This is a genomic window from Bacillus sp. JJ1503 (genome assembly GCF_036965125.1).
In the GTDB taxonomy this organism is placed as follows: domain Bacteria; phylum Bacillota; class Bacilli; order Bacillales; family Cytobacillaceae; genus Cytobacillus.
The window spans coordinates 1-6807 of sequence record NZ_JBALOZ010000437.1; the positions used below are offsets into that span (position 1 = coordinate 1).

At 36.2% G+C, this 6807-nt stretch carries 7 protein-coding genes; 4 read left to right on the plus strand and 3 right to left on the minus strand.

Going from position 1 to position 6807, the window contains the following annotated elements; genetic code table 11:
• Positions 1 to 163: 163 nt before the first annotated feature.
• On the minus strand, positions 164 to 943 hold the full coding sequence (locus V7149_RS24625; RefSeq protein WP_335348200.1) for an MBL fold metallo-hydrolase: 780 nt from the start codon (positions 941 to 943) through the stop codon (positions 164 to 166).
• Positions 944 to 1035: 92 nt separating this feature from the next.
• On the opposite strand from V7149_RS24625, the gene V7149_RS24630 reads away from it, so the two are divergent.
• Positions 1036 to 1446, plus strand: coding sequence for an Lrp/AsnC family transcriptional regulator (locus tag V7149_RS24630; RefSeq protein ID WP_335348201.1), 411 nt, complete (start codon positions 1036 to 1038; stop codon positions 1444 to 1446).
• 128 nt (positions 1447 to 1574) lie between these two features.
• The gene (locus tag V7149_RS24635; protein ID WP_335348202.1) at positions 1575 to 1964 is read left to right on the plus strand and encodes a cupredoxin domain-containing protein; all 390 of its coding nucleotides are present in this window, start codon (positions 1575 to 1577) and stop codon (positions 1962 to 1964) included.
• 135 nt (positions 1965 to 2099) lie between these two features.
• Here V7149_RS24635 and V7149_RS24640 read toward each other — a convergent pair whose 3' ends face one another.
• Together V7149_RS24640 and V7149_RS24645 are read right to left on the minus strand one after the other, a co-directional pair.
• On the minus strand, positions 2100 to 3530 hold the full coding sequence (locus tag V7149_RS24640) for a PQQ-dependent sugar dehydrogenase (protein WP_335348206.1): 1431 nt from the start codon (positions 3528 to 3530) through the stop codon (positions 2100 to 2102).
• Between the two features lie 353 nt (positions 3531 to 3883).
• Positions 3884 to 5263: a PLP-dependent aminotransferase family protein gene (locus V7149_RS24645; protein ID WP_335348203.1), complete on the minus strand. Its 1380-nt coding sequence runs from the start codon at positions 5261 to 5263 to the stop codon at positions 3884 to 3886.
• Positions 5264 to 5393: 130 nt separating this feature from the next.
• Between V7149_RS24645 and V7149_RS24650 the strand changes: the two genes are divergently transcribed.
• On the plus strand, positions 5394 to 6017 hold the full coding sequence (locus V7149_RS24650; protein ID WP_335348204.1) for an FMN-binding negative transcriptional regulator: 624 nt from the start codon (positions 5394 to 5396) through the stop codon (positions 6015 to 6017).
• A gap of 205 nt (positions 6018 to 6222) precedes the next feature.
• Positions 6223 to 6657: an aminoglycoside 6'-N-acetyltransferase gene (aac(6'), locus tag V7149_RS24655; protein ID WP_335348205.1), complete on the plus strand. Its 435-nt coding sequence runs from the start codon at positions 6223 to 6225 to the stop codon at positions 6655 to 6657.
• Positions 6658 to 6807: the final 150 nt, after the last annotated feature.

Sequence of the window (6807 nt, forward strand, 5' to 3'; positions counted from 1 at the left end):
AAGCGGTCCTTGCCACGCTCCGATGTATATCAGAGACGTTTTGAAAATATAGGAAATGTTTTTGTCACTTTAGGATAAATTTCAAAATTTGTACAGAATTCGAAGAAAGCTAAAAAGGGGCTCCAAAAAGTCAGTTATCTGACTCTTTGGACAGCCCTTTCTCCTAAAATGAATATGATTCTCCGTCATCTGGCACTAAAACATTAGAAGAGATTCCATTTTTATTAATAAAGCTTTTTAATTCTTCTCTTGATAATGTCCAATGATTGACAGCCTCCATATGGCTCGCAATAATTTTGGCATTAGGGGCAGCCTTATACACTTCATAGACATCATCTTTTCCCATTACTAGGGAACCTCCTACAAGGAATTGATTATCTCCAGCATTGACAATAATGATTTCTGGCTTATGTGTTTCGATTACTTCCTGAACAGCTTCATACCAAACAGTATCTCCAGCTGCATATAAAGTTTTTTCATTTGCATGTTTGAAGACAACACCGCACACTTGACCAGCAAGTTGTACCATTTCACCTCGCCCATGCTCACCTTTTGTTTTAATTAATTTGATCCCTTCAAAGACTGTATCTTCTTGTAAAACCTCGACATTTTTGAAACCAGCGTTTCGAATTTCTGACGCATCCTCATCATTTTGGGCAAATAATTTAATTTCTTTTGGCAATGCTTCTTTGGCAGCATCATCCCAGTGGTCTAAATGCAGATGAGTGACAATGACCGCATCAATATTAGAAATAATATTGTCAATGGACGTTGGTAAGCTCACTAAAGGATTATTTTGATCTTGTCTTAATGCATCGGGATAGCCTACACTAGGTCCAAAAGGTGGATAAGTCCCTTTCTCTGCTAACATTGGATCTATTAAAAACTTTTTGCCTGCATATTCGACAACTAGTGTTGCATTACGAATTTGTTGAATATTCATGTTCAAAACTCCTTATTCTTCGATTTACAAATAGTTTATACNNAATCAAGTCTTTTGGCAGTTTGACTTGATAAATGAAAGGATTTGAACAAATGTTAGATAGCACGGATATACGTATCTTAGATGAACTATCCAAGAACAGTCGCATCACTATGAAAGAATTGGGGGAGAAAGTCCACTTAACTGGACAAGCAGCTTCGGCTAGAGTGGCAAAATTAGAGGATAATGGCGTAATTGAGGGGTATACAATAAAAGTTAATCAAGTTAAATTAGGATGTTTTATACATGCATTTATTACGATCTTTACACAAAGCACCTATCACCAACCATATTTGTCGTTCATAAAAACACAAGAACAATACATCATACATAACTATAAAATCAGTGGAGATGGTTGTTATCTTCTCGAATGTAAATTTTCATCTAATGAAATATTAGACAAATTTTTGGAAGACTTGAACGAGCATGCAAATTATAAATTATCAATTGTTATTAAGAAATAGTGCATCTAGTTATTCTTGTCACTGTTTCAGATAAAAGAGTTACGATTGAAAGCACACTGGAACCCAATTTATAGTGATAATATTTCATGAATTGGAAAAAATAGTGACTAGGAAAGGAGGTCTTACGAATGTTTGTGAAAAAGTGTTTAACAGGATTGGCAGTTTTGCTTGGGGTGATGTTGGTCGTGAACTCTGCAGGCTCCCTCGGCGTATTGGCCGAATACGATGATGTAACTCAGCCTATGGAGACGGTGACATCGATTGAGGTCGAATTGAAGGATGATAGCTTTAACCCGAAAGTCATCACTATTCCGAATGGAAAAACCACAACTTTGTTATTGAAAAACAAAGGTAAGAAAGAGCACACCTTCACAGTGGAAAAGCTAGGTATTGACGCCGAGATCCAGCCAGGACAAGAAAAAAGCATTACCGTGAATCCGAAACAGCCCGGTACATACGAACTGATATGTCGGTACCATTTCCAGGAAGGAATGGTCGGAAAGGTAATAGTTGAATAGGGCCTATCGGGTCATGCTTTTTAATAGGAATAATAGTAATTTGCTTATTAAACAAACGCGTTTGTTAAGAAGAGGGAGCTGCGGCAGCTCCCTCTCCATGCATCGAAGGTATTAAGTTGAATTTAATAGTTTTAATCACGGAATAACTTCAAAAACAGTACCTTGGTTAAAATCAGTCACTTTCATAGAGCCATAAACCCCTAAATATAGTTTGCTTTGATCCAGATTCGTTCCCAAACTAACATAATATGCCGAACCGGGCCCAAAATTATAATCGGTTTGAATAACACTAAAATCATTTAGTTTACAATCTGTTCTTATTCTAGTATAAGCTAAAACCCCTCTAACCGGAGATCCGGATTCTTCTTTCCGTGCAAGATCGGTAAACACCACACTTCCTGTTAAAGCGGGGATTCTATTCCCCATATAGGCTTGCACTCCTGTAAGTGCAGTTCCTCCAAATTTATTGGGTCTTTGATCTTTATGAAAATAACTAGTTAAAGGCTGAAGACGCCTTATTGATAATTTTATGGCTTCATCATAATAAGCTATTGTTGTCTCGTCCAAATCCTGATTTGCAGAGCAGCCCCTTATAATCGGAGTAGGGAAAACACCTTCCCACCCTCGCCAGCCAAAGTTAATAAATCCCTCTTGGTCAGCTTCAGATTTCATTAAAAAAGCTTGAACAAGCTGGGTAACCGGTATTGATTTATGCTGAAGGAATGAATAAATTGACTCTACCAAATCCTGTCCGACATTTCCCACATATTTGATATATTGATTATAAAACCTATGAAATGAAATGCCAGGTATATTCCGAACCCCTTTGGCAATCACCGTAAGTGTTTCCTGAATAGGTACGGGAAGTTCATTAAACCGTGTGACTACGGGCGGATTCTTGATAAACGTATTCTTACCTACATCAATTTCAATTATTTTACCGGCGATTTCCATATCATTCTGGCTTAAATTGAATGGATCATAGCCTGCTCCACCATCCCCGTTAGTTAAAACAAGATTTCCTGTTTCCGGTGAAAAGTTTAAGCTATTGACACCATTATGATTAAAAAATGGTCTTCTTAAGTTTAGTAATGTCCGTAGTTTTTGAGGTTGACCATTTGATGGTAAAATCCATTCTTCCACAGTATTAATATGATCATATTGAGTTTCTCTATTTATCCACCTTAAGTTTAAAGTTTTTGGATCACACGGGTCAGGTGAAAAGGATTCAGAAAGAGCTCCTGGACCTTGTGTTCCGGCTACTGAATAATGAAGATAAAACAGGCGGTTATTATAAAATTCGGGATGAAATGCTAGTCCTAGCAATCCCCGTTCATCATATCCGCCACCAGAAACACCTTGTTCAGAAGTACCTAGTTTAATGATTCGCGGGCGAATATCTAAAAAAGTTCGTATAACTCCGTTTCTTATGTAAAAAATCTCTCCTACCTGGGTTGCGATAAATAATGTTTCTTTTGAGTCACCCGGAAGTATCGCTGCTTTCATAACAGTTGGTAAATTCAACTTGCTTACAATGGGCCGTAAATTAACCTTAACTTTTATCAACAAACTATACACTCCCTTCTTAGTTTTCTTTTTATAAGAATATGATTAGAACTGTTTTATTAATACCAAATCAAGGCCGAAGAATCTAACAAGGGATTGATCATTTTCGCAGGAGTGTTGGAATAGGGGATTCTTTTTACGCTTAAATTCAAACTGTACGGTTCCATTAAAAGGACCATTTAATGGAACAACACCTTTTAAAGAAAGTTGGATTTAATGGTTAACATTTAGAAGAGGTTTTGAAAGATTGTTTTTAAACTATAGCAGTAGGTTAGTGAATTAAAACGCTATGTTTATAATTTCATTGAATGCCCCGCAATGTTAGACATAACTAACTTTTGCGGGGATATTTTTTATAACCAAGCCTTTTTTAAAAACTTCACGCCTAACTGTATTTCTTCACAAGTAAGATTACTAAAACCAAGTTTTATAATGGCTTCATCAGAACGGTTATTAATGAAGTAGATGGAAGTAGGGTATACTTTAACACCATAAAAGGCAGCACGCTCAATTAACCAGTCTTCTGAATGTGTTTGATGTATCTTAACTAATAAGTACAAGCCAGACTGCTCCCCAATAATGGAAATATGTTGTTTAAATTGTTTTTTTAGTTCTGAAACGATGCACTGCATTTTTCGTTTATAAACGAGACGCATCCGTTTAATATGGCGGTTCCATTCTCCCTCTTCCATAAATTTAGCCATTGTCAGCTGGCTAGTTAGGGAAGTGGTACTCTCAAAATGTTGAAATTGTTTTATATAACGGTCTAAAAGAATTGGTGGCAGCACCATATAACTCAGACGAATTCCTGGGAGAAAGGACTTTGAGAAATTTCCTAGGTAAATCACTCTTTTGGAATCAATGGAAGTAAGTGCCGGAAATGGTTGTTGTGTATAGCGAAATTCACTATCATAATCGTCTTCGATAATATATCCTTTTTTCTTGTTGGCCCAATGAATGAGCTTTTGCCTTTGTTGAATGGACATGCTTACGCCTATTGGACTTTGGTGGGAAGGTGTCACATAAATTAAGCGTGACATCATTTTTTCTAATTGTGAAAAATCAGCACCTGTTTCATCAACTGGTAAAGTTTCAAGTGTAAAACGATGGAATAAAAATGCCTCTTTTGCTCCATCATATCCTGGATCCTCCACAATCATGCTTTGGAAATCATCCTTCAGGATTTGTCCAAGATTAATCAACATTTGCTGGGTGCTGCTGCCAATGATAATGGCATTTGGATCTGTCTTTACCCCACGAGATTGGAGTAAATAGGCAGCGATTTGTTTACGCAAACACATTTCACCAAAAGGATCCCCGTATTGAAAACTCTCCTGTAAGGTCAGTACTGAATTAGAAATTCTTCTCCAAGCTTTTAAAGGAAAGTTTGTTTGATCTACTGCCCCTGCTTTAAAATCAACGAAAAATGTTGTCACTGGCTCAGTTTGCTTACTAGGAATAGGAATGACTTCCTCCTGAAATAAAGGAGGCTCTAATACATTAACAAAGTAGCCTTTTCTTCCTTCTCCGCGAATATAGCCTTCTGCCACAAGCTGATCATAAGCCATTAATGTCGTATTGCGACTGACTTGCAAGGAATCTGCCAGCTGGCGTATGGAAGGTAATTGTTCATTTGCTGGCAGGTCACCATGTTCGATTAATAATTTAAATCGCTCATATATTTGTTTGTATTTGGAAGAGTGATCCTCTAAAGCAAAAATGAAGTTTTCCATGATAAATCGCCTCTGACATGTCTGATTGATTAAAACTGTATCTTTTTATATGTCAATAATTATACTACTATTTTGAATAATGGATATCCAAAGTTTCAGTAATTTTTAAAATAAAAAGGAGCAGGCTATTATGTATATTCCAAAATACTTTCAAGTCACAAATATCAATGAAATTATAGAAGTCATTGAGGGAAACTCATTTGCAACATTGGTCACAACAAAAAAAGGGAAACCCATTGCTTCCCACCTTCCATTACAGCTTCATAAACATGAAGAGGATTATTATATAACTGGACATATGGCATATGGGAATCCTCAATGGAGAACATTTGAAACATGTGACGATGTTCTAGTCATCTATCAGGGACCACATGGTTATGTTTCTTCTTCATGGTATGGGCATGAAAATGTACCCACATGGAATTACCAATCAGTACATGTATATGGTCAAGCTAGTATATTAAGTGAAGAAGAGTTGAAACAAGATCTTATTAAGTTGCTAGAGAAGTATGAGAAACAGCGTGAAAACCCAGTTTTATGGGATAAGCTATCGCCTCAGGTATTAGAAAGTCAACTAAAAGCGATTGTTGGCTTTAAAATAAAAGTGCAAGAAGTTCAAGCCGCTTTTAAATTAAGTCAGAATCGAAATGAAGAGGATTATCATAACATCGTTGAAAAATTACAAGAAGAAGAAAATCTAAATTCTCAACAACTGGCAGAAGTGATGAAAAAGAGAATAAAAGATAGTAAGTAATTATGCCACTCTGTGAAAATCACACTAGTAGCGAAAGATATATAGTGATTGAACAAAGTATTCAATGCTTTACTCCATTATCGGGCAACAATTCCAGAATAAAAGCTGCGCCCTTTTTTATGTATTTGGCAAAATCGTTCAAATGAAAGTTTTATTGATAAAGAAGAGAATCAATTCATTTTATAAAGATATTTGGAGGTTTTTTATGCTAAAAGAGGCGACCTTACAGGATACAAAAGAAGCTGCACACCTTGCTTTACTGCTTTGGCCAGGTCACACATTAGAGGTATTTATTAAAGAAATGACACATCTTATTTCTCAGCCTGATGCAAAGATTTTTTTAGCTTATCATGACAGCGAAACAATTGGGTTTGCGCAATGCCAATTGCGATATGATTATGTTGAAGGGACGAGTTCAAGTCCGGTGGGATATTTAGAGGGGATTTATGTAAAAGAGGACTTTCGTGAACAAGGCTTTGCTAAAAAATTAGTAAATGCTTGTGAGAATTGGGCTAAGAAAAAAGGTTGTCATGAATTTGCTAGTGATTGTGAATTAGAAAATGAGGAAAGTTTAGCAATGCATCTTAAATTAGGATTTAATGAAGTAAATCGTATTATTTGTTTTAAAAAAGATTTATAAGGAATGACGCAATAAAGATTCGCTAATATTGAACAAGCATAACGAATAGAATCTTCTGCAATCAGGCGCTATCCTTGAACAAGAATTAGCGCTCATTTTCCCTTTTAAGGCCAGATTGTGGAGCAACACAATTATGGTATTATGCTAAAA

What these genes read in the sequence shown, in the direction of transcription:
- V7149_RS24635 (WP_335348202.1), top strand. Translation starts at nt 1,575, where the DNA reads ATGTTTGTGAAAAAGTGTTTAACAGGATTGGCAGTTTTGCTTGGGGTG.
- V7149_RS24645 (WP_335348203.1), bottom strand. Translation starts at nt 5,263, where the DNA reads ATGGAAAACTTCATTTTTGCTTTAGAGGATCACTCTTCCAAATACAAA.
- V7149_RS24650 (WP_335348204.1), top strand. Translation starts at nt 5,394, where the DNA reads ATGTATATTCCAAAATACTTTCAAGTCACAAATATCAATGAAATTATA.
- V7149_RS24630 (WP_335348201.1), top strand. Translation starts at nt 1,036, where the DNA reads ATGTTAGATAGCACGGATATACGTATCTTAGATGAACTATCCAAGAAC.
- V7149_RS24625 (WP_335348200.1), bottom strand. Translation starts at nt 943, where the DNA reads ATGAATATTCAACAAATTCGTAATGCAACACTAGTTGTCGAATATGCA.